The 19301-nt window shown below is 62.7% G+C and carries 16 protein-coding genes, 1 other RNA gene and 1 pseudogene; 9 read left to right on the forward strand and 9 right to left on the reverse strand.

All coding sequences use genetic code 11. From position 1 onward, the window contains the following. Nucleotides 1-2: 2 nt before the first annotated feature. The 3 genes from dnaJ to grpE form a co-directional block, all read right to left on the reverse strand. Nucleotides 3-1130: a molecular chaperone DnaJ gene (dnaJ, locus tag INQ47_RS10595; protein ID WP_021784335.1), complete on the reverse strand. Its 1128-nt coding sequence runs from the start codon at nucleotides 1128-1130 to the stop codon at nucleotides 3-5. 197 nt (nucleotides 1131-1327) lie between these two features. Beyond that, entirely contained in the window at nucleotides 1328-3253 is a 1926-nt protein-coding gene (gene dnaK, locus INQ47_RS10600) for a molecular chaperone DnaK (protein WP_003249929.1), read from the reverse strand. A 101-nt stretch (nucleotides 3254-3354) separates the two neighbouring features. Then, nucleotides 3355-3912 (reverse strand): nucleotide exchange factor GrpE, encoded by a 558-nt coding sequence (gene grpE, locus INQ47_RS10605; protein WP_010955367.1) that lies wholly within the window; start codon nucleotides 3910-3912, stop codon nucleotides 3355-3357. Between the two features lie 192 nt (nucleotides 3913-4104). Between grpE and recN the strand changes: the two genes are divergently transcribed. Continuing rightward, nucleotides 4105-5778, forward strand: coding sequence for a DNA repair protein RecN (gene recN / locus INQ47_RS10610; protein WP_103443759.1), 1674 nt, complete (start codon nucleotides 4105-4107; stop codon nucleotides 5776-5778). A 189-nt stretch (nucleotides 5779-5967) separates the two neighbouring features. Here the strand turns inward: recN and fur are convergent, their stop codons facing one another. Continuing rightward, the gene (gene fur, locus INQ47_RS10615) at nucleotides 5968-6372 is read right to left on the reverse strand and encodes a ferric iron uptake transcriptional regulator (RefSeq protein WP_003249922.1); all 405 of its coding nucleotides are present in this window, start codon (nucleotides 6370-6372) and stop codon (nucleotides 5968-5970) included. A gap of 97 nt (nucleotides 6373-6469) precedes the next feature. Between fur and INQ47_RS10620 the strand changes: the two genes are divergently transcribed. Then, nucleotides 6470-7006 (forward strand): outer membrane protein assembly factor BamE, encoded by a 537-nt coding sequence (locus INQ47_RS10620; RefSeq protein WP_028697610.1) that lies wholly within the window; start codon nucleotides 6470-6472, stop codon nucleotides 7004-7006. 63 nt (nucleotides 7007-7069) lie between these two features. Here the strand turns inward: INQ47_RS10620 and INQ47_RS10625 are convergent, their stop codons facing one another. Beyond that, nucleotides 7070-7504, reverse strand: coding sequence for a type II toxin-antitoxin system RatA family toxin (locus tag INQ47_RS10625; RefSeq protein ID WP_003249916.1), 435 nt, complete (start codon nucleotides 7502-7504; stop codon nucleotides 7070-7072). A gap of 163 nt (nucleotides 7505-7667) precedes the next feature. On the opposite strand from INQ47_RS10625, the gene smpB reads away from it, so the two are divergent. Next, nucleotides 7668-8150: an SsrA-binding protein SmpB gene (gene smpB, locus INQ47_RS10630; protein WP_014592415.1), complete on the forward strand. Its 483-nt coding sequence runs from the start codon at nucleotides 7668-7670 to the stop codon at nucleotides 8148-8150. A gap of 642 nt (nucleotides 8151-8792) precedes the next feature. On the opposite strand, the gene INQ47_RS10635 is transcribed toward smpB, so the two are convergent. Further along, the gene (locus INQ47_RS10635; RefSeq protein ID WP_021784338.1) at nucleotides 8793-9560 is read right to left on the reverse strand and encodes an FCD domain-containing protein; all 768 of its coding nucleotides are present in this window, start codon (nucleotides 9558-9560) and stop codon (nucleotides 8793-8795) included. Nucleotides 9561-9817: 257 nt separating this feature from the next. On the opposite strand from INQ47_RS10635, the gene INQ47_RS10640 reads away from it, so the two are divergent. From INQ47_RS10640 to ssrA, 5 genes are all read left to right on the forward strand, one after another. Further along, nucleotides 9818-11488 (forward strand): lactate permease LctP family transporter, encoded by a 1671-nt coding sequence (locus INQ47_RS10640; protein WP_053870479.1) that lies wholly within the window; start codon nucleotides 9818-9820, stop codon nucleotides 11486-11488. Nucleotides 11489-11550: 62 nt separating this feature from the next. Continuing rightward, nucleotides 11551-12696 carry an FMN-dependent L-lactate dehydrogenase LldD gene (lldD, locus tag INQ47_RS10645; protein WP_404701640.1) on the forward strand — a complete coding sequence of 382 codons (1146 nt, stop codon included), beginning with the start codon at nucleotides 11551-11553 and terminating at the stop codon, nucleotides 12694-12696. Nucleotides 12697-12771: 75 nt separating this feature from the next. Continuing rightward, nucleotides 12772-15582, forward strand: coding sequence for an FAD-binding and (Fe-S)-binding domain-containing protein (locus INQ47_RS10650; protein ID WP_404701641.1), 2811 nt, complete (start codon nucleotides 12772-12774; stop codon nucleotides 15580-15582). 383 nt (nucleotides 15583-15965) lie between these two features. Then, nucleotides 15966-16256, forward strand: a complete 291-nt coding sequence (locus INQ47_RS10655) for a hypothetical protein (protein ID WP_084852304.1) — start codon at nucleotides 15966-15968, stop codon at nucleotides 16254-16256. Nucleotides 16257-16355: 99 nt separating this feature from the next. Then, nucleotides 16356-16747, forward strand: a transfer-messenger RNA (tmRNA) gene (gene ssrA / locus INQ47_RS10660). A 259-nt stretch (nucleotides 16748-17006) separates the two neighbouring features. Here ssrA and INQ47_RS10665 read toward each other — a convergent pair. The 3 genes and pseudogenes from INQ47_RS10665 to INQ47_RS10675 form a co-directional block, all read right to left on the reverse strand. Next, nucleotides 17007-17156 (reverse strand): annotated as a pseudogene (locus tag INQ47_RS10665) (helix-turn-helix domain-containing protein); the annotation flags it as partial. Between the two features lie 127 nt (nucleotides 17157-17283). Next, on the reverse strand, nucleotides 17284-17892 hold the full coding sequence (locus tag INQ47_RS10670; RefSeq protein WP_404701642.1) for a LysE family translocator: 609 nt from the start codon (nucleotides 17890-17892) through the stop codon (nucleotides 17284-17286). After that, nucleotides 17885-18007 carry a hypothetical protein gene (locus INQ47_RS10675; RefSeq protein ID WP_404701643.1) on the reverse strand — a complete coding sequence of 41 codons (123 nt, stop codon included), beginning with the start codon at nucleotides 18005-18007 and terminating at the stop codon, nucleotides 17885-17887. Before INQ47_RS10675 ends, INQ47_RS10670 begins: the two co-directional genes overlap by 8 nt. A 276-nt stretch (nucleotides 18008-18283) precedes the next feature. Here INQ47_RS10675 and gcvA point away from each other — a divergent pair, with 276 nt between their 5' ends. Then, a complete protein-coding gene (gene gcvA, locus INQ47_RS10680; RefSeq protein ID WP_404701644.1) occupies nucleotides 18284-19186 on the forward strand; it encodes a transcriptional regulator GcvA in 903 nt (300 codons plus the stop codon). The last annotated feature ends 115 nt before the right edge of the window (nucleotides 19187-19301 follow it).

Consider the following 19301-nt stretch of genomic DNA (forward strand, 5'->3'; position numbering starts at 1 on the left):
TGTCAGAGATCGCCGAAGAAGCGCTTCACACCATCGAACCAGCCGCTGGCCTTGGGCGAGTGGGAACTGTCGCCTTCCAGCGAATCACGCAGCTCTTCGAGCAACTCGCGCTGGCGACGGCTGAGGTTGACCGGGGTTTCTACGGCCACACGGCACAGCAGGTCACCCGCACCACCGCCACGCACCGGGGCAACACCCTTGCCACGCAGACGGAACTGCTTACCGGTCTGGGTACCTTCCGGAATCCTCAGCTTCACACGACCATCCAGGGTCGGCACTTCCAGCTCGCCGCCCAGGGCAGCATCGGTGTAGCTGATCGGTACTTCACAGTACAGGTGCTTGCCATCACGCTGGAAGATTTCGTGCTCACGCACGCTGATCACCACGTACAGGTCGCCAGTCGGGCCACCATGAGTACCCGCCTCGCCCTCACCCGACAGACGGATGCGGTCGCCGGTATCAACACCTGCCGGCACCTTGACCGACAGCGTCTTGTATTCCTCGACACGCCCCTCACCGTGACACGAATTGCACGGGTCGGTAATGATCTTGCCTTGGCCATGGCAGCGCGGGCAGGTCTGCTGCACCGAGAAGAAGCCTTGCTGCATGCGTACCTGACCGATGCCGCCGCAAGTCGGGCAGGTCGACGGGGTCGAACCCTTCTTGGCACCGGAACCGTCGCAAGGCTGGCAGTTGACCAGGGTAGGCACGCGGATGCTGACCGTAGTGCCACGCACCGCTTCTTCCAGGTTCAGCTCCAGGGTGTAGCGCAGGTCGCTGCCGCGCTGGGCACCGCCTCGACCACCACCGCGGCCACCGCCACCGAAGAAGTCGCTGAACACATCACCGAAGATGTCGGAGAAGTTGGCACCACCAAAGCCGGCACCACCGCCACCCATGCTTGGGTCGACACCCGCATGGCCATACTGGTCAAAGGCCGCACGCTTGCTCGCATCCGACAGCACTTCGTAGGCCTCGTTGGCCTCCTTGAACTTGTCTTCCGATTCTTTATCACCCGGGTTGCGGTCCGGGTGATACTTCATCGCCAAACGGCGGTAAGCCTTCTTGAGGTCCGATTCAGTGGCGCCGCGCTCGACACCCAGGACCTCATAATAATCACGCTTGGACATAGGTCATTTGCACCTTGTTGGGCGTCCGGCATCTGCGCCACGCCATCAGCACCCGCCCGCTTCCCATAAGAGCCGCCGACAGATGCTGTAAAAATTCTCGAATTCCAGATACGCCAACGCGGGAGCAAGCCCCCGCGCGGCGACATCCTACCAGCTCACCGGCAAACGACGGTGAACTGGCCGACAACATGCAGGGATTACTGCTTGTTGTTGTCTTTCACTTCTTCGAACTCGGCGTCAACCACGTCATCGTGCTTGGCTTCCGGCTCGGCCTGCTGCGCGCCACCCTGAGGCTGTTCAGCCGACTGCTCGGCGTACATCTTCTGGGCAACCGGGGCAGAGACCTTGGACAGCTCTTCTACCTTGGCGTCGATGGCAGCCTTGTCGTCGCCTTTGACAGCGGCTTCCAGGGCAACAACGGCGGCCTCGATGGCGGTTTTCTCTTCAGCGGTAACCTTGTCACCTGCGTCAGCGACCATCTTGCGGGTCGAGTGCACCAGCGCGTCACCCTGGTTACGGGCAGCAGCCAGCTCTTCGAACTTGCGGTCTTCCTCGGCGTTGGCCTCGGCGTCACGCACCATGCGCTCGATCTCTTCGTCCGACAGGCCGGAGTTGGCCTTGATCACGATCGACTGAGTCTTGCCGGTAGCCTTGTCTTTCGCGCCTACGTGCAGGATGCCGTTGGCGTCGATGTCGAAGGTCACTTCGATTTGCGGCACGCCACGTGGTGCTGGCGGAATGTCAGCCAGGTCGAACTTGCCCAGCGACTTGTTCTGCGCAGCCTGCTTACGCTCACCCTGCAGCACGTGAATGGTCACGGCGCCCTGGTTATCGTCGGCAGTCGAGAACACCTGCGACTTCTTGGTCGGGATGGTGGTGTTCTTCTCGATCAGCGCGGTCATCACGCCACCCATGGTTTCGATACCCAGGGTCAGCGGGCTGACGTCCAGCAGCAGTACGTCTTTCACGTCACCGGCCAGTACCGCACCCTGGATGGCAGCACCCATGGCGACGGCTTCGTCCGGGTTCACGTCCTTGCGCGCTTCCTTACCGAAGAAGTCGGCCACTTCTTTCTGCACCAGCGGCATGCGGGTCTGACCGCCGACCAGGATCACGTCGTCGATCTTGCTGGCGTCGATGCCGGCGTCTTTCAGGGCGATGCGGCAAGGCTCGATGGTACGCTTGACCAGGTCTTCGACCAGCGACTCCAGCTTGGCGCGGGAGATCTTCACGTTCAGGTGCTTAGGACCGGTGGCATCTGCAGTGATGTACGGCAGGTTGACATCGGTCGACTGAGCGGACGACAGCTCGATCTTGGCTTTTTCTGCGGCTTCTTTCAGGCGCTGCAGGGCCAGAGGATCGTTCTTCAGGTCCATGCCCGACTCTTTCTTGAACTCGTCGACAAGGTAGTCGATCAGGCGCATGTCGAAGTCTTCGCCACCCAGGAAGGTGTCGCCGTTGGTAGCCAGTACTTCGAACTGGTGCTCACCGTCGACTTCGGCGATTTCGATGACCGAAACGTCGAAGGTACCACCACCCAGGTCATAAACGATGACGGTGTGGTCGCCCTTGGCCTTGTCCATACCGTAAGCCAGCGCAGCGGCAGTCGGCTCGTTGATGATGCGTTTTACGTCCAGGCCAGCGATGCGGCCGGCGTCTTTGGTCGCCTGACGCTGGCTGTCGTTGAAGTAGGCCGGAACGGTGATGACCGCTTCGGTGACTGGCTCGCCGAGGTAGTCTTCGGCGGTTTTCTTCATTTTCTTCAGGACTTCGGCGCTGATCTGCGGCGGAGCCATTTCCTTGCCAGCAGCCTCGACCCAGGCGTCACCGTTGTTTGCCTTGACGATCTTGTACGGCACCAGCTTGATGTCTTTCTGCACGACATCTTCTTCGAAGCGGCGGCCAATCAGGCGCTTCACTGCGAAAAGAGTGTTGTGCGGGTTGGTGACGGCCTGGCGCTTGGCCGACTGACCAACCAGGATTTCGCCATCGTTGGCGTAGGCCACGATCGAAGGGGTAGTACGCGCACCTTCGGCGTTTTCGATGACTTTGACGTTACCGTTTTCCAGAATGGAGACGCACGAGTTGGTGGTCCCCAGGTCGATACCGATGATTTTGCCCATGTTAACTCTCCCGAAACTTGAATTTGGTAGCAGCGACTACTTTGGCCAACTGCGGTAATACTTGAAGGCTTGACACCTAGATGGGGATGCCCGGAAGGATTTCAAGCCTTTTCATTGATCGAGGGTTGCGCCGCGCTCGGCGCCTTGCTGACCACCACCATGGCGGGGCGCAGCAGGCGGCCGTTCAGCAGGTAACCCTTCTGGAACACGTTCAGCACGCTGTTTGGCTCGACCTCGGCGTTTTCCTGCATGGCCATGGCCTGGTGGTGCTCAGGGTTGAACGGCTGGCCGTGCGGGTCGACCGCTTCAAGGTTGTAGCGCTTGAGCGTGTCCTGGAACATCTTCAGGGTCAGCTCGACACCTTCGCGGATCTGCTTGACGTGCTCATCGTCGGCACTGGAGTGAGCCAGGGCCAGCTCCAGGCTGTCGATCACCGGCAGCAAGTCGCTGGAGAACTTCTCCAGGGCGAACTTGTGGGCTTTTTCCACGTCCTGCTCGGCACGACGGCGTACGTTCTGCAGGTCGGCAACGGCGCGCAGCGCCTGGTCCTTGGCTGCGGCCAGCTGTTCCTCGAGCTCCAGAACACGGGTATCAGCTGCATTGCCTGCACCGGTCTCTTCCACGTTAAGGTCTTTCTCGTTCAGCTGCTCATCAGCCATGGGGTCTCTCCTGCGCAATTTTGTGGACTGCGAGCCAGGCTCGCCTTGGATGTCGGCTATATGGGGCCGGAAAAACCAGGTTCAAGGGGCAAGGTGGTTTTCAAGGCTGCAACAGAATCTGCGAAGGGGCATTGGCAGGCCTGAAAAAAGTACTGTATAAATAACCAGACCTGACTTCCGGGAGCCGCCCCCATGCTGGTGCACCTGTCCATTCACAACTACGCCATCGTCGAGCACCTCGACCTCGAAATCGCCCGCGGCATGTCCGTCATCACCGGCGAGACCGGTGCCGGCAAATCGATCATGCTCGACGCCCTCGGCCTTGCCCTGGGCGACCGTGCCGACAGCGGCGTGGTGCGCCCCGGCACCGACAAGGCAGACATCCTGGCCACCTTCGACCTGGTGGACATTCCCGAAGCGCATACCTGGCTGGCCGAGCGCGACCTGGACAACGAAGGCCTGTGCATCTTGCGCCGGGTGATCACCGCCGAAGGCCGCAGCCGCGGCTACATCAACGGCACGCCCTGCCCGCTCGGCGACCTCAAGGCGCTGGGCGAGCTGCTGATCGATATCCACAGCCAGCACGAGCACCAGTCACTGCTCAAGACCGACACCCACCGCCGCCTGCTTGACGAATATGCCGGCGCCGTCGACCTGGCCCGCCAGGTCCAGCTTGCAGCCAAGCGCTGGAACCAGACCCGCCTGGAGCTGGAGCGCCTGTCCAACTCGGGCGACGAGCAGCGCGCCCGCCACCAACTGCTCAGTTACCAACTGGAAGAACTGGACAACCTAGGACTGGGCGAGCACGAACTGGAGCAGCTGGAACAGGAACACAAGAACCTGACCAGCGCCGAAGCCCTGTTCGGCATCTGCCGCCAGGTTATCGACCAATGCAGCGAGAGCGATTCGGGCAATGTGCTCAGCGCCCTCACCTCCAGCCTCAACCGCCTGGGTGCCGCCACCAACTCGCCCAAGGCACTGAACGAAGCAGCCAATCTGATCGCCAGCGCGCAGATTCAGGTTGAAGAAGCCGTGGGCGAGCTCAACCGCTTCCTCGACAACTTCGACGCTGACCCGATGCGCCTGCAAGCCCTGGAAGAGCGCCTGGACACAATCTATACCCTGGCGCGCAAACACCGGGTGCACCCCACCGAACTGCCCCACCTGCAACAGCAATTGATGGAAGAGCTGGAAGGCCTTAACGCCAGCGACGAGTCGATCGAGCGGCTGGGCGAAGAGCTTGGCGCGTTTGCCCAGCACTATAAAGAGAAAGCCCGTGAGCTCAGCGGCCTGCGCCAGCAAGCGGCGCAGCAGCTGGCGGGTGCGGTGGAGCAGGAAATCCAGCGCCTGGGCATGCCTGGCGGGCGCTTCTGCATAGAGCTGACACCCAACGAAGGCACAGACCTGTCACCCCATGGCCTGGAGCAGATCGAACTGCTGGTCAGTGCCAACCCGGGCCAGCCGCTCAAGGGCCTGGCGAAGGTGGCGTCGGGTGGCGAACTGTCGCGTATCAGCCTGGCGATCCAGGTCATTACCGCGCAGACCTCGCGCATTCCTACCTTGGTGTTCGACGAAGTCGACGTGGGTATTGGCGGGCCCACGGCAGAAATCGTCGGCCAATTGCTGCGGCGCCTGGGCGAGCGCGGGCAGGTACTGACCGTGACCCACCTGCCGCAGGTGGCAGCGCAGGGGCATCACCATTTATTCGTGCACAAGGTGCGCAACAGCGACACCACCCACACCGCCGTGGCTAGCCTTGGCAAGCGTGAGCGCGTGGAAGAAGTGGCGCGGATGCTCGGCGGCATCGACCTGACCAAGGAGTCCCTGGCCCACGCGCGCAAGATGGTGGTGAGCGGCAAGGCCTGACCCCTTCTTTTCCAGGACGATTCGCGGGCACGCCCGCTCCCACAGGGTGATCACAGGATCTGAAACCCGAAGTGTACCTGTGGGAGCGGGCGTGCCCGCGAAGAGGCCGGCACAGACAACACATCGTTCAATCCCAGAAAGCACAAAGGCGACCCGAAGGTCGCCTTTGCTATCCATAACGAAAAATCGTTACTTCTTCTTACGCACGTACAGGACCAGATTGTGGTCCACCAGCTCGAAGCCATGCTCGGCCACGATTTCGCGCTGGCGCTTCTCGATTTCGGCATCCATGAATTCGATGACTTCACTGGTATCCACGTTCACCATGTGGTCGTGGTGACCGCCATCGGCCAGCTCGAACACTGCATGACCGCCGTCGAAGTTGTGGCGAACCACCAGACCCGCCGCCTCGAACTGGGTCAGCACGCGATAGACGGTGGCCAGGCCTACGTCCTCGCCAGCCTCCATCAGCGCCTTGTAGACATCCTCTGCACTCATGTGACGCTGCTCGGTAGAGTCGAGCATCTGAAGGATCTTGACTCGAGGCAGGGTCACCTTGAGACCGGCTTTGCGCAATTCGCTATTTTCAACCATGGTCAGCTTTCTCGCCGATGCTGCTTCGCAGCTTCTCTTAATACGGGTATGATCGGGGTTTACGTTGTCCAGCCAAGATAGTGGAAGTCGCCCACCGATGCAAAACACCAAGCTCTTGCTAACCAGCCTCACCCTAGTGGGACTGCTCGCACTCGCCGGTTGCTCGTTTCCCGGGGTTTACAAAATCGACATCCAGCAGGGCAATGTCGTCACGCAAGACATGATAGACCAATTACGCCCGGGAATGACCCGCCGGCAAGTAAGGTTTATCATGGGCAACCCGCTGATTCAGGACACTTTCAACACCAATCGCTGGGATTACCTGTACAGCCTGCAGCCTGGTGGCGGTAAGCGCCAGCAAGAACGCATGAGTGTATTTTTCAACGAAAGCGATCAACTGGTCAGCCTGTCTGGCGACTTCATGCCAGGCGTCAGCCGCGATCAGGAAATCCTCGGTGGCAGCAGCGACACCACCGTCAGCCCGGCCACCGAGCCAGGCCAGACCGAACAGCCGGCAGCGCAGCCTGAAGAAAAACCGGCCAAGCCAGGTTCGACTGAAGAGGCCATCCAGCGCGAGATCGACACCATCGAGACCACCCCGGTCCCGACCCCCGCACCGCTGGAAACCCGCTAACCGGGAACAGCAGATGCAAAAAAGCCCGGACCTGGTCCGGGCTTTTTGTTTGCGCCTTATCCGTCAGGCATTCAATTGCTTGGCACGCTGGCAGAACGCATCGACTAGCGTATTCGCCGCCTGATTGAATAGCGGGCCCAACGTGGCGCGCACAATCGGCCCGGCGTAATCGAAGGACAGGTCCAGGCTGATCTTGCAGGCCTTTTCACCCAGTGGCTTGAACACCCAAACACCATGCAGCTGGGTGAATGGCCCTTCTTCGAGGTTCATCTCGATGGACTGCCCCGGCACCAGCACGTTGCGCGTAACGAAGTGCTGGCTCATGCCACCCTTGGCCACTTCGAGCTTGGCACGCATGTGTGTATCGCTGGTTTCGATCACCGTCGAGGCCGAGCACCACGGCAAAAACTCAGGGTAGCTGGCCACATCGTTGACCAGATCGTAAAGCGCCTGGGCGGGGTACGGCAGCAGGGCGGAGCGTTGAATATGGGTAGTCATCCAGGCGTCACTTCCAAGGCTGGGTGGCGACGCTTCGCAGCGTGCCGAAAACAGGTTCTGTGCGTATGACAGGGTTTGTATTGTCCGGTATTCATTCCAGTGGCTCAAGCACACCGAAATCCCATAGCGGACGACGCGCGGACTTGCCTATAATGCCGCCCCTATGGCTAAGCAAAAAAAACATCCGACCGGGACCATCGCGCAAAACAAGAAAGCGCGACACGATTACTTCATCGAACACAAGTTCGAGGCCGGGCTGGTCCTGTCCGGCTGGGAAGTAAAAAGCCTGCGAGCCGGCAAGGCGCACCTGACTGACAGCTACGTGCTGCTCAAGGACGGTGAAGCCTGGCTGTTCGGCAGCCACATCACCCCGCTGACCACGGCCAGCACCCACGTCATCGCCGACCCTACACGCACCCGCAAGCTGCTGCTGAACAAGCGCGAGCTAGAGCGCGTGGAAGCGGCTGTGGCGCAAAAAGGCTACACCTGCGTGGCTTTGGCGCTGTACTGGAGCAAGCACCTGATCAAGTGCGAAATCGCACTGGGCAAGGGCAAGAAGGAATTCGACAAGCGCGACACCATGCGCGAGCGCGATTCCAACCGCGAGCTGCAGCGGGCTGTGCGGAACAAGGGCAAGGAAGACTAACTGGTCTTTAGCCTGTTCCGGCCTCTTCGCGGGTAAACCCGCTCCCACAGGAAGAGCACCAGATTCAAGCCCGGTGCCTATCCTGTGGAAGCAGCCTCTTCGCGGGCACGCCCGCACCCACAGGAAGGGCACCAGATTCAAGCCCGGCGCCTATCCTGTGGGAGCTGCCTCTTCGCGGGCACGCCCGTTCCCACAGGAAGGGCACTAGATTCAAGCCCGGCGCCTATCCTGTGGGAGCTGCCTCTTCGCGGGCACGCCCGCTCCCACAGGAAGGGCACCAGATTCAAACCCGGCGCCTATCCTGTGGAAGCTGCCTCTTCGCGGGCACGCCCGCACCCACAGGAAGGGCACCAGTCTCAAGCCCGGCGCCTATCCTGTGGGAGCTGCCTCTTCGCGGGCACGCCCGTCCCCACAGGAAGGGCACCAGATTCAAACCCGGCGCCTATCCTGTGGGAGCTGCCTCTTCGCGGGCACGCCCGCCCCCACAGGAAGGGCACCAGTCTCAAGCCCGGCGCCTATCCTGTGGGAGCGGCCTCTTCGCGGGCACGCCCGCCCCACAGGAAGGGCACCAGTCTCAAGCCCGGCGCTTATCCTGTGGGAGCGGGCTTGCCCGCGAAGAGGCAGGTACTGCCCATAAAAGTCTCAGCGCCCGCTGCGCCGCTCCGCCCGCGCCACCCGCTGAGCTTCCTCGTGCGCCTCTTCCAGCACCTCCTGCACATACAAAATGTGCCGGCTGGACACCTCCCGCGCATCCTCCGCCCTGCCCTCGACAATCGCCAGGTACAGCTCCCGGTGCTGACTGATCAGCATGTCCCGGGTTTCGGTGCGCTGTTGGTACATGCCGCCGATGTTGGTCACCACGTTGCGCTTGAGCAGGTCGAACAACCCCCGGATGGTGTGCAGCAACACCGCGTTATGGCTGGCCTCGGCGATCGCCAGGTGGAAGCGCGCATCAGCCGCGCCCTCCTCCGCACGGGTTACCTCGTCGAACCTGGCATAGCAGTCCTGCAGCGTATCGAAGGCCGCCTTCAAGCGCGCCCGGTCTGGCTCGGTGGCACGCTGGGCAGCGTAGTAGGCGCAGGACGCTTCCAGGGTATGGCGGAACTCGAGCAGGTCACGCTGCGCTTCGGCACTGTGTTCGAGCAACTGCAGCAACGGGTCGCTGAAGGTGGACCCCAACGACTCCGCCACAAAATTGCCCCCGCCCTGACGGCTGACCAGCAGCCCCTTGGCCACCAGCTTCTGGATCGCCTCACGCAGTGACGGGCGGGACACACCAAACTGCTCGGCCAGGACGCGCTCGGCCGGCAGCCGCTGCCCCGAGGTCAGCGTGCCTTCCAGAATCATCCCTTCCAGCCGATCGACAATGTCGTCGGACAGGCGCCGTTGGCGTACCTGATCAAAAACCATCACATGCTCTCCACAAACCCCCGGGCAAATGTCAGGGGGTGTCTATTCTCGCCGATCCAGGCCACGCAAACACCCATCAAGCCGCGATTTTCCCGCCACATCAGATGCCCGCTCATCGGTACGCGACCAAAGTTTTGCACAGGACAAATTGACACACCCACGACAGCGCTTTTAACCTAGCGTCCAGCCATTGTAAATTGGTCTTACCAATTATCCAATGCCAGTGCCTGACCAACAACAATTAGGGGCCACCCCATATGCAAACCTGGCAACAACTCTATACCCCGCTTGGTAGTCTCGGCCTGTCCGCACTGGCGGCGGTCATCCCTATCGTGTTCTTCTTCCTGGCCCTCGCCGTGTTCCGCCTCAAGGGCCACGTAGCGGGCAGCATCACCCTCGCGCTGTCGATCCTGGTGGCGATCTTCGCCTTCCAGATGCCTGTCGACATGGCCCTCGCCGCCGCGGGTTACGGCTTCCTCTACGGCCTCTGGCCAATTGCCTGGATCATCGTTGCCGCGGTGTTCCTGTACAAACTCACGGTCAAGAGCGGCCAGTTCGAAGTGATCCGCAGCTCGGTGCTGTCGATTACCGACGACCAGCGCCTGCAAGTGCTGTTGATCGGCTTCTGCTTCGGCGCCTTCCTCGAAGGTGCGGCGGGCTTTGGCGCACCGGTGGCCATCACTGCCGCACTGCTGGTGGGCCTGGGCTTCAACCCGCTGTACGCTGCCGGCCTGTGCCTGATCGCCAACACCGCGCCAGTGGCCTTCGGCGCCCTGGGCATCCCGATCATCGTGGCCGGCCAGGTCACCGGTATCGACGCCTTCCACATCGGCGCCATGACCGGCCGCCAACTGCCGCTGCTGTCGCTGTTCGTGCCGTTCTGGCTGGTGTTCATGATGGATGGCCTGCGTGGCGTGAAGGAAACCTGGCCTGCCGCCCTGGTCGCCGGCCTGAGCTTTGCCGTCACCCAGTACTTCACCTCGAACTTCATCGGCCCGGAACTGCCAGACATCACCTCGGCACTGGCCAGCCTGATCTGCCTTACCCTGTTCCTGAAAGTCTGGCAGCCCAAGCGTGCGTTCAGCGAGGCCAAAGGCAGTGTCGGCGCAGCCGTTGTGCAGCCAAGCGGCAGCCAGCCTAGCCCGTACAGCTTTGGCGAGATCTTCAAGGCCTGGTCGCCGTTCCTGATCCTCACCGTGCTGGTCACCATCTGGACCCTGAAGCCGTTCAAGGCGGCTTTCGCTCCGGGCGGCGCGATGTACAACTTCGTGTTCAACTTCGCCATCCCGCACCTCGACCAGCTGGTGATCAAGACCGCACCGATCGTTGCCGCGCCAACCGCTATGCCAGCGGTGTTCAAGCTCGACCCGATCTCCGCCACCGGCACCGCGATCTTCCTCTCGGCGCTGATCTCGATGGCGGTGCTGAAGATCAACTTCAAAACTGGTCTTACCACTTTCAAAGAAACCTTCTGGGAACTGCGTTGGCCGATTCTGTCGATCGGCATGGTGTTGGCCTTCGCCTTCGTCACCAACTACTCGGGCATGTCCTCGACCATGGCCCTGGTGCTGGCCGGTACCGGCGCCGCGTTCCCGTTCTTCTCGCCGTTCCTCGGCTGGCTGGGCGTGTTCCTGACCGGCTCGGACACCTCGTCCAACGCCCTGTTCAGCTCGCTGCAGGCCACCACCGCGCACCAGATCGGGGTCAACGACACCCTGCTGGTAGCGGCCAACACCAGCGGCGGCGTAACCGGCAAGATGATCTCGCCGCAATCGATCGCCGTGGCCTGCGCCGCTACCGGCCTGGTCGGCAAGGAATCCGACCTGTTCCGCTTCACCGTCAAGCACAGCCTGTTCTTCGCCACCATCGTCGGCCTGATCACCCTGATCCAGGCTTACTGGCTGACCGGCATGCTGGTTCATCACTAAAGTGAAAGGGGCCGGGCGCCGTCGCGCGCCCGGCACTCCCACAAGCAACGCTGCGAGAATCCATGATCATTTCTGCCTCTACCGACTATCGCGCCGCGGCCCAACGCAAGCTGCCCCCCTTCCTGTTCCACTACGCTGACGGCGGCGCCTACGCCGAGCACACCCTGCGCCACAACGTGTCGGACCTGGCCGGCATCGCCCTGCGCCAGCGCGTGTTGAACAACATGTCCGAGCTCAGCCTGGAAACCAGGCTGTTCGACGAAACCCTGAGCATGCCGGTGGCCCTGGCCCCGGTCGGCCTCACCGGCATGTACGCCCGCCGCGGCGAAGTGCAGGCAGCGCGCGCGGCAGCCGCCCACGGCATCCCGTTCACCATGTCGACCGTGTCGGTGTGCCCGATCGAAGAAGTGGCGCCCGCCATCGACCGGCCAATGTGGTTCCAGCTGTATGTACTCAAGGACCGCGGCTTCATGCGTAATGCCCTGGAGCGGGCCAAGGCCGCCGGCGTCAAGACCCTGGTGTTCACTGTGGACATGCCCGTACCCGGTGCCCGCTACCGCGACGCCCACTCTGGCATGAGCGGCAAGAACGGCCCGCTGCGCCGCGTGCTGCAAGCCATGACCCACCCCGAGTGGGCATGGGACGTGGGCGTGATGGGCCGCCCGCATGACCTGGGCAACATCTCCAAATACCGTGGCAACCCCACCGGCCTTGCCGACTACATCGGCTGGCTGGGCAACAACTTCGACCCGTCCATTTCCTGGAAAGACCTGGAGTGGATCCGTGAGTTCTGGGACGGCCCGATGATCATCAAGGGCATTCTCGATGCCGATGACGCCCGCGATGCGGTCAAGTTCGGTGCCGACGGTATCGTGGTGTCCAACCACGGCGGCCGCCAGCTCGACGGCGTGCTGTCCAGCGCCCGCGCCCTGCCGGCGATTGCCGACGCGGTCAAAGGCGACCTGAAGATTCTGGCCGACTCGGGCATTCGCAGTGGCCTGGACGTGGTGCGCATGATCGCCCTGGGTGCCGACACCGTACTGATCGGCCGCGCCTTCCTCTACGCCCTTGCCGTGCATGGCCAGGCCGGCGTGAAAAACCTGCTTGAGCTGTTCGAAAAGGAAATGCGCGTGGCCATGGTGCTGACCGGTGCCAAGTCGATCAGCGAGATCACCCGCGACTCGCTGGTACGCGAACTGGGCGCCTGAACGCCTGCAAGAACCACCGCCTGAATGACCCGGGGCATGTAGCGCACAGACGCCACAGCCCCGCGAGGAGACTGCATGAGCCTGCCCGCCGCGTTCCTGCGTGATGCCGAGCGCCTGATCCCCGCCGAACGCCGCTTCGACGACCCCACCTCCACCCTGGCCTTCGGCACCGACGCCAGCTTCTACCGCCTGATCCCCAAGCTGGTGGTGCGCGTCGAGTCCGAGGACGAAGTGGTCGGCCTGATCAAACTGGCCCAGCGCGAGCGGGTGCCGGTCACCTTCCGCGCTGCCGGTACCAGCCTGTCTGGCCAGGCCATCAGCGACTCGGTGCTGATCGTGCTCGGCGATAACTGGAACGGCCGCGAAATCCGTCGCCAGGGCGAGCAGATTCGCCTGCAACCCGGCGTGATCGGCGCCCAGGCCAACGCCTGGCTGGCCCCCTTCGGGCGCAAGATCGGCCCCGACCCCGCCTCGATCAACGCCTGCAAGATCGGCGGCATCGTCGCCAACAACGCCAGTGGCATGTGCTGCGGCACCGCGCAGAACACCTACCACACCCTGGCAGGCCTACGCCTGGTGCTGGCCGACGGCACCCGCCTGGACAGCGAAGACCCGGCCAGCGTGGCCGCCTTCGAAAGCAGCCACGCCGAACTGCTGGAAGCACTGGCCCGCCTGGGCCGCGAAACCCGCGCCAACACCGCGCTGGCCGAACGCATCCGGCACAAATACCGGCTGAAGAACACCACGGGCCTGTCACTGAACGCACTGGTGGACTACGACCAGCCGCTGGACATCCTGCAGCACCTGCTGGTCGGCTCCGAAGGCACCCTGGGCTTCATCAGCGCCGTCACGTACGACACCGTGCCCGACCACCCGCACAAGGCCAGCGCCTTGCTGGTGTTCCCCAGCGTCGAAAGCTGCTGCCGCGCGGTACCCGTGCTGAAGCAGCAGCCGGTCTCGGCCGTGGAACTGCTCGACCGCCGCAGCCTGCGCTCGGTGCAGAACATGCCCGGCATGCCGCTGTGGGTAAAAGGCCTGTCGGACAATGCCTGCGCCCTGCTGATCGAATCCCGCGCCGCCAGCCAGAGCCTGCTGCACGAGCAACTGCAGCAGGTCATGGCCTCGATCGCCGACTTCCCACTGGAACAGCAAGTGGACTTCAGCGAAGACCCGGCCGTGTACAACCAGCTGTGGAAAATCCGCAAGGACACCTTCCCCGCCGTCGGTGCCGTGCGCCAGACCGGCACCACGGTCATCATCGAAGACGTGACCTTCCCCGTCGAGCAACTGGCCGAAGGCGTCAACCGCCTGATCCAGCTGTTCGACAAGCATCACTATGACGAAGCGATCATTTTCGGCCACGCGCTGGAAGGCAACCTGCACTTCGTCTTTACCCAAGGTTTCAACAGCGCCGAAGAAGTCGCCCGTTACCAGGCGTTCATGGACGACGTGGCGCAACTGGTGGCGGTGGAGTTCGGCGGCTCGCTCAAGGCCGAGCACGGCACCGGGCGCAACATGGCGCCTTTCGTGGAGCTGGAGTGGGGCCACGACGCCTACCAGCTGATGTGGAAGCTCAAGCGCCTGCTCGACCCCAACGGCATCCTCAACCCCGACGTGGTGTTGAGCGACGACCCGGATATCCACCTGAAAAACCTCAAGCCGCTGCCTGCCGCCGACGAAATCGTCGACAAGTGCATCGAGTGCGGCTTCTGCGAACCGGTGTGCCCGTCCAAGGGCCTGACCCTCAGCCCGCGCCAGCGTATCGTCATGTGGCGTGACATCCAGGCCAAGCAGCGCGCCGGCATCGATACCCGCGCACTGATGCAAAGCTACCAGTACCAGGGCATCGACACCTGCGCCGCTACCGGCCTGTGCGCCCAGCGCTGCCCGGTCGGCATCAACACCGGCGAGCTGGTGAAGAAACTGCGCAGCCAGGCCGCCGACCACGCTAAAACCGCCGACTGGCTGGCCGAGCATTTCCACACCGCCCTAAGCGGTGCACGCCTGACCCTGACCGCCGCCAATACTGCACGCAAGCTGCTAGGCGCCCCGCGCCTGGGCCGCCTGAGCGCCTCGCTGAGCAAAGCCAGTAAAGGCCGCCTGCCCCAATGGACCCCGGCCATGCCGCAACCGCTGCGCCCGCCGGCTTTTGGCGCCACCAGCAACGACGCCCGCCCCCGCGTGGTGTACCTGGCCGCCTGCGTCTCCCGGGTAATGGGCCCGGCCTATGCCGACCGCGAACAAAGCTCGCTGCTGGACAAAACCCGCGCCCTACTGGAAAAGGCCGGTTACCAGGTGGTGTTCCCCGACAACGCCGACAGCCTGTGCTGCGGCCAGCCGTTCGCCTCCAAAGGCTACCCCGAGCAGGCCGAACACAAACGCCAGGAGCTGATCACCGCCCTGCTGCACGCCAGCCGCGGTGGCCTCGATCCGATCTATTGCGACACCAGCCCCTGCACCCTGCGCCTGGTGCAGGACCTGGGCGAAACCCGGCTGGACCTGTACGACCCGGTGCGCTTCATCCGCACCCACCTGCTCGACCGACTGGAGTTCACCCCCCAGGACGAACCGGTAGCCGTGCACGTGACCTGCAGCACCCAGCACCTGGGCGAAAGCCAGGCCTTGATCGACCTGGCGCGGCGCTGCAGCAAACAGGTGGTGATCCCGGAAGGTATTCATTGCTGCGGGTTTGCCGGTGACAAAGGCTTTACCACCCCCGAGCTGAACGCCCACTCGCTGCGCAGCCTGAAGGACGCCGTGCAGTATTGCAGCGAAGGTATTTCCACCAGCCGCACCTGCGAGATTGGCCTGTCGAGCCACAGTGGTATCGACTATCACGGTTTGGTTTACCTGGTAGACCGCGTCACCCGGCCGCGCAGTATTTAGGCCGGGGCGGTTCGCCGTGATGGGGGCGGCGCCTGGGAGATCGAGCGCCGCCCGCGCGGCGCATCGCGAGCAAGCTCGCTCCTACATCTGTTTCGGGCCAATTATTCCTGTGGGGTTTGCGCGCGAGCGCCTTGGCGCATGGCGTGATATCGCGTTGCGCTACCAAGGCGGTCGCGCGCGCCTGTCACAGGCGTAACTGGCCCGAAACAGATGTAGGAGCGAGCTTGCTCGCGATGCGCCGCGCGGGCGGCGCTCGATCTCCCAGCCCCCGAACATCCCACGCCGAGCACCTGCCCCCCCTCACACATCCCGATTGAACCCCCGTCAATCCCCCACAGTCCACCTTACAGGCCCACCTTCCAGAGGCCCCAGAGGAGACACCCATGAAAGGTACCGCACTTTCGGCCCTGTTCGCGGCCGCCACCCTGCTGGCTTCGCCGGTGTTCGCCGCCGAAGACCTCTGCACCACCAACCTGCAGAAAATCGACGACAGCATGGCCACCGCCGGCGCCACCTCCGAGGGCCTGGACAAAGCCATCACCGAGCACGTCGACAAAGCCAAGGCCGCCCAGGCCTCGGGCGACACCAAGGAATGCATCGCCATTACCAGCAAAGTGTTGGAGCGCCTGGAAAAAACCGAGAAAGGCAGCAGTAGCGGCAACGGCGGCGCATAAGCCCCAAAGCGGGCGACTGGACCGGCTGTCGACGTCGCCCGCGCAATGGCGTATACTCCGTCCTACGCGCCGTAAGGTGCGTTAGCCAAGAGCTAGTGCGGGGCCGATTAGGATTCGACGCCGGTAGCGAAACTCTAGGTGCATGCCGAGTTGGTAACAGAACTCGTAAATCCACTGTTGCAACTTCTATAGTTGCCAATGACGAAACCTACGGCGAGGAATCCTACGCTCTCGCAGCGTAAGTGACCTTTGCTTCTGGTAGCTTCGGCTCCAGCAATCACTAGGGGATGCCTGTAAACCCGAAATGATTGTCATACAGAACAGGATCGTCGCGTAGCACGTTGTGGGCGAAGTGACTAAAACTTACACAACTCATCCAAAGCACCCTGCCCGTCGGGCGGCTGCGGATTAAATCAGTAGACACGGCTAAGCATGTAGTACCGACAGCGGAGTACTGGCGGACGGGGGTTCAAATCCCCCCGGCTCCACCAAATCCAAAGAAGAAGACGCCCTCGGGCGTCTTTTTTTGTGCCTGGTATTTAGGCGCTGCGGGTCGAAAAAACGGATTTAACCCCTTTCTTGTAGGGCGTTTCCCAAACCGCATCGAAGCCGGCATTCCTTGCCAAAACGCCCGCGAATAGGCCTCGGAACTGATGGGCTATGAATAGGGTAGGCAACGCGTTGAGATCAGCAATTTGACTCACCAAAGCGCAGTCGCCCTCACCCCACCAGCGACAATCCCCTACCCACCCCACCACGCGGCAGGTCCTCGAGCCCGTCGATACCATTGGCCAGGTACCGACTACGCCACTTGAACACCACTGGTGCGGTAACGTTCAGCCGCAAGCTGACCTCCTTCGGTGTCAGTCCACTGTCCAGCAACAGCAGAATCGAGGCCCGGGTAACGCTACGATAGGGCATTCGCCCGGAGCGGGCAGTCTTCCTCAGATGTGCGCGGTCGTCATCCGACAGCAGGAATTCCAGTGCCTTCCTGGCCATGCAGCCTCCTGGTTACATTCAAAACGGTTCATTTGCTGGCCGACGCCATCAGCATGCCAAAACAGAAGAAAGTGACGCCCGAAAGCTTGCCGACAATCCGAGCGCCGCGGTTGGTCGACAACCAGCCCCTGGCGCCGTTGGCCACCAGCGCATAGCCGGTGTGCACCAGCACCACCAGCAGGGCGTAGGACGACACCAGTATGAAGAACTGGCTGTAGTAGCTGTCCTGCGCACGGATGAACTGCGGGAAAACCGCCAGGAAGAAAAACCCTGCCTTGGGGTTGAGCAACTGGATCGACAGCGCCTCGACAAAACGGCGCCAGGGTTGCGTGGCGGTCACCGTGAGCTCGGGGATGAAGCGCTGCGTGCGCCACATCTTGACCCCCAGGTACAGTAGGTACAGGGCACCAACATATTTGAGCACGGTGAACGCCGTCGCCGAGGTCGCCAGGATCAACCCGACACTGCTGGCCGAGAGTCCGGCGACGATGAAGGCGCCCAGGGCGATACCGAGGATCCCGGGCAGCGCGCCGCTCCATCCATGGCGCAGGGCGTTGGAAAGTGTCAGCACCACTCCGGGGCCAGGGCTGAGTACGGTAAGCGTCGCGAGAATGAGGAACAGTCCATAACTAGCCATGCAGCATGCCTCCTGGCAGCAGGTTCAACAACGTCCGCGCCGCCCAGCGCAGGTATTGCCCCAGCAGACCGGTGAACAGCAGGCTGGCACCGAGCACATAGAGGTACGGTTGCAAGCCTCGATAACGCCTCCACCCGCTCGCCACACAGCGCCTGGATACAGGTGGCGCCATCCGGCGGCTGCACCGGCAACAGCAGATACAGCAGGACATCGCCGGGCAGGCACAAGCCAACTATCACGGCAGCGCGCAGCGAATCCCGATCGGCAGCTTGGGTGGTGTTCACAGCCATGGGGCGGCGGCCAGGGCAGAAAGAGCGGCCTTCAGGGTGGCGCGAAGTGCGACTGCTGACAAACGCTTTAATTGCACCTCTGATGTGACTAAATTAGACAGATGATCGCCGACCTCCCCCCCTTGAACGCCGTCCGTGCCTTTGCCTCGGCTGCGCGTCACCAGAGCTTCAGCCGTGCCGCCGAAGAGCTGCACGTTACCCACAGCGCCGTCAGCCGCCATATCCGGCTGCTCGAGGAACACCTGGGGGTGGTGCTGTTCGAACGCCGCAACCGGCAATCGCTGCTGACCCCGATCGGCCAAGCCTATTTCGAACAGATCAGCCAGGGCCTGGCGCAGATCGCCAACGCCACCCACGCCCTGACCCGCGGCAGTGCGGCGCGCAAGGTAATGATCAATGTCCGACCGTCTTTCGCGGTGCGCTGGCTGATCCCGCGTCTGCCCGATTTCATGGCGCAGCATCCGGACATCCAGCCTGAGGTGGTCACCAGCACCCTGGCCCCGGACCAGTCACGGGAAGCCTTCGATGTGGTGGTACGCCGTGGCAGCTCGGGCTGGGCGGCCAACGTAGAACCGCACGTCCTGCTCGAGGACGACATGCTGCTGGTCGCCGCACCCGCCCTGCTGCAGGCGATACCGGTAATTGCACCGAGCGATGTGCTGCGCCATACCCTGCTCTCGGGCCGCACCCGCAGTGGCGACTGGGCGGCCTGGTGCAAACTGGCCGGTGTCAGCCAGCCGCAGCGCCAGCCAAGACTGCAGTTCGACCACATGCACCTGGTGCTGCAGGCCGCCGTCGATGGACTTGGCGTGGCGCTGTGCCCGGCCTCGCTGCTGGGCAAGGACCTGGCCACCGGTCGCCTGCACAGCCCACTGCCACACCTGCGCCTGCCACTGACCCGTTACTACTACGGGGTATCCCAGGATGCGGTCGCCGAGACCCAGGTGTTCATCGACTGGATGTTCTCGCAGTTCAGTCCAGGCAGCGACCCGTTGCCGTTATGAGCGCCACTGACCCGCAGCGCGCCGTCCTGCACCGGCAACGGCACATCGAGAAGACACCTGCAGTGTTATCGAAGGGGGCCTCGGGCGTCTTTTTTTGTGCCTGGCATTTGGACGC

The organism is Pseudomonas sp. 3HC3, assembly GCF_044904505.1.
Lineage (GTDB): Bacteria > Pseudomonadota > Gammaproteobacteria > Pseudomonadales > Pseudomonadaceae > Aquipseudomonas > Aquipseudomonas putida_Y.

Coding starts and splice junctions, on each gene's coding strand:
- dnaJ (WP_021784335.1), bottom strand. CDS start 1,130: ATGTCCAAGCGTGATTATTATGAGGTCCTGGGTGTCGAGCGCGGCGCC.
- dnaK (WP_003249929.1), bottom strand. CDS start 3,253: ATGGGCAAAATCATCGGTATCGACCTGGGGACCACCAACTCGTGCGTC.
- grpE (WP_010955367.1), bottom strand. CDS start 3,912: ATGGCTGATGAGCAGCTGAACGAGAAAGACCTTAACGTGGAAGAGACC.
- recN (WP_103443759.1), top strand. CDS start 4,105: ATGCTGGTGCACCTGTCCATTCACAACTACGCCATCGTCGAGCACCTC.
- fur (WP_003249922.1), bottom strand. CDS start 6,372: ATGGTTGAAAATAGCGAATTGCGCAAAGCCGGTCTCAAGGTGACCCTG.
- INQ47_RS10620 (WP_028697610.1), top strand. CDS start 6,470: ATGCAAAACACCAAGCTCTTGCTAACCAGCCTCACCCTAGTGGGACTG.
- INQ47_RS10625 (WP_003249916.1), bottom strand. CDS start 7,504: ATGACTACCCATATTCAACGCTCCGCCCTGCTGCCGTACCCCGCCCAG.
- smpB (WP_014592415.1), top strand. CDS start 7,668: ATGGCTAAGCAAAAAAAACATCCGACCGGGACCATCGCGCAAAACAAG.
- INQ47_RS10635 (WP_021784338.1), bottom strand. CDS start 9,560: ATGGTTTTTGATCAGGTACGCCAACGGCGCCTGTCCGACGACATTGTC.
- INQ47_RS10640 (WP_053870479.1), top strand. CDS start 9,818: ATGCAAACCTGGCAACAACTCTATACCCCGCTTGGTAGTCTCGGCCTG.
- lldD (WP_404701640.1), top strand. CDS start 11,551: ATGATCATTTCTGCCTCTACCGACTATCGCGCCGCGGCCCAACGCAAG.
- INQ47_RS10650 (WP_404701641.1), top strand. CDS start 12,772: ATGAGCCTGCCCGCCGCGTTCCTGCGTGATGCCGAGCGCCTGATCCCC.
- INQ47_RS10655 (WP_084852304.1), top strand. CDS start 15,966: ATGAAAGGTACCGCACTTTCGGCCCTGTTCGCGGCCGCCACCCTGCTG.
- INQ47_RS10670 (WP_404701642.1), bottom strand. CDS start 17,892: ATGGCTAGTTATGGACTGTTCCTCATTCTCGCGACGCTTACCGTACTC.
- gcvA (WP_404701644.1), top strand. CDS start 18,284: ATGATCGCCGACCTCCCCCCCTTGAACGCCGTCCGTGCCTTTGCCTCG.